2 protein-coding genes are annotated in these 1646 nt (G+C 72.4%); both read left to right on the top strand.

Annotated features, from left to right (window positions below; all coding sequences use genetic code 11):
- Positions 1-123 precede the first annotated feature (123 nt).
- The gene (locus ACFV0G_RS39100; protein ID WP_380558600.1) at positions 124-1245 is read left to right on the top strand and encodes an LCP family protein; all 1122 of its coding nucleotides are present in this window, start codon (positions 124-126) and stop codon (positions 1243-1245) included.
- Positions 1246-1378: 133 nt separating this feature from the next.
- The gene (rpmE, locus tag ACFV0G_RS39095) at positions 1379-1603 is read left to right on the top strand and encodes a 50S ribosomal protein L31 (RefSeq protein ID WP_263103648.1); all 225 of its coding nucleotides are present in this window, start codon (positions 1379-1381) and stop codon (positions 1601-1603) included.
- Positions 1604-1646: the final 43 nt, after the last annotated feature.

Raw genomic sequence — 1646 nt, 5'->3', positions numbered from 1 at the left:
GCCCCGGACCGCGACAGCGGCCGGGGCCCGGCCCTTTCTCATCCGCCCCTCATCGGCTCGCCCGGCCGAGCTGCGGCACCCGCCTTATGCTCGAATGACCCGTTCGAGCAGAAATGGGATGCCATGTCCGATCGGCGTACCGACCGCACGACCAGCAGCCGCCGCCGCGGCCTGCGCATCGCGCTGTACGCCCTGGCCGGTCTGGTCCTGCTGGGCGCGGGCGCGGCCGGGTACGCGTACTGGCGGCTGAACGGCAACATCCACAGCGTCGACATCGACGCCCAGCTCGGCGCCGGCCGCCCGCCGGCCTCCATCGGCGGCGCCTTCAACATCCTGGTCCTCGGCTCGGACTCCCGGGCCGGTGCCAACGGCTCGCTGGCCGGCGGCGACACCGGGGACAGCGCCCGCTCCGACACCGCGATGGTGGTGCACGTCAACAAGGACCACGCGCACGCCTCGGTGGTCAGCATCCCGCGCGACACCCTGGTCTCCCGGCCCGCCTGCACGGCGCCGGACGGCACCGCGGTGCCGGCGGCCCGCAGCGTGATGTACAACTCCGCGTTCGAGGTCGGCGGCCCGGCCTGCGCGGTGAAGACCACCGAGCAGCTGACCGGGATGCGGATGGACCACTACGTCCAGATCGACTTCGCCGGCTTCGCCTCGCTGATCGACGCCATCGGCGGCGTCGACGTGACCACCACGGTGCCCATCTCCGACCAGGACAGCGGCCTGCGGCTGCCGGCCGGCACCCACCACCTGGCCGGCGCCCAGGCGCTGGCGTTCGTCCGGACGCGGCACGCCATCGGCAACGGCAGCGACCTCGGCCGGATCGAGCTCCAGAAGCAGATGGTGAAGTCGATCATGCACCAGGTCGGCGCGATGAACCTGACCTCCAACCCGGCACACCTGTGGTCGGTCGCGGACAAGCTCACCCGCTCGATGACCACCGACTCCGAGCTCGCCTCGGTCAGCGCGCTGGTGGGCCTGGCCAACACCCTCAAGGCGATCGGGCCGGACCAGATGACGATGGTGACCCTGCCGGTGGTCACCGCGCCCTCCGACCCGAACCGGGTGGTGCCGCAGAAGTCCGACGCGGCCCAGCTCTGGGCGGCCCTGCAGGGCGACTCCCCGGTGCCGCAGGCGGTGGTGTCGGCCCAGCCGTCCAACCCGGCCGACCGCACCACCGGAGCGAGTGCCGCCACCTCCCCGGCGGGTCCGGCGGCGACCGCCGCGGCCCGCGGATGAGCACGGGAATACCCGGGCGCGCCGCCCGGTTTGGGAAGAGGCGGCCGGTGCTGGCACACTGGTCCGTCGGTCCCGGTTCACGCGCGGCTGCCTGCCGCCGACCCGGTGCCCTCCCGAAACCTAGGAGAGACCCTTGAAGGCCAACGTTCACCCCGAGTACGTCGTGACCAAGGTGACCTGCACCTGCGGTAACGAGTTCACCACCCGCTCGACCGAGACCAGCGGCGAGATCCGCGCCGAGGTCTGCTCGGCGTGCCACCCGTTCTACACCGGCAAGCAGAAGATCATGGACACCGGTGGCCGCGTGGCCCGCTTCGAGGCCCGCTTCGGCAAGAAGCACAGCGGCGGCAAGGCCTAGCGCTTCCTCGGCGCCGGTCTCGGCGCCCCCGCATCACCGCGGG

Source organism: Kitasatospora sp. NPDC059571, from assembly GCF_042735675.1.
Classification (GTDB): Bacteria; Actinomycetota; Actinomycetes; order Streptomycetales; family Streptomycetaceae; genus Kitasatospora.
This window is presented reverse-complemented; position numbering and strand designations above follow the sequence as displayed.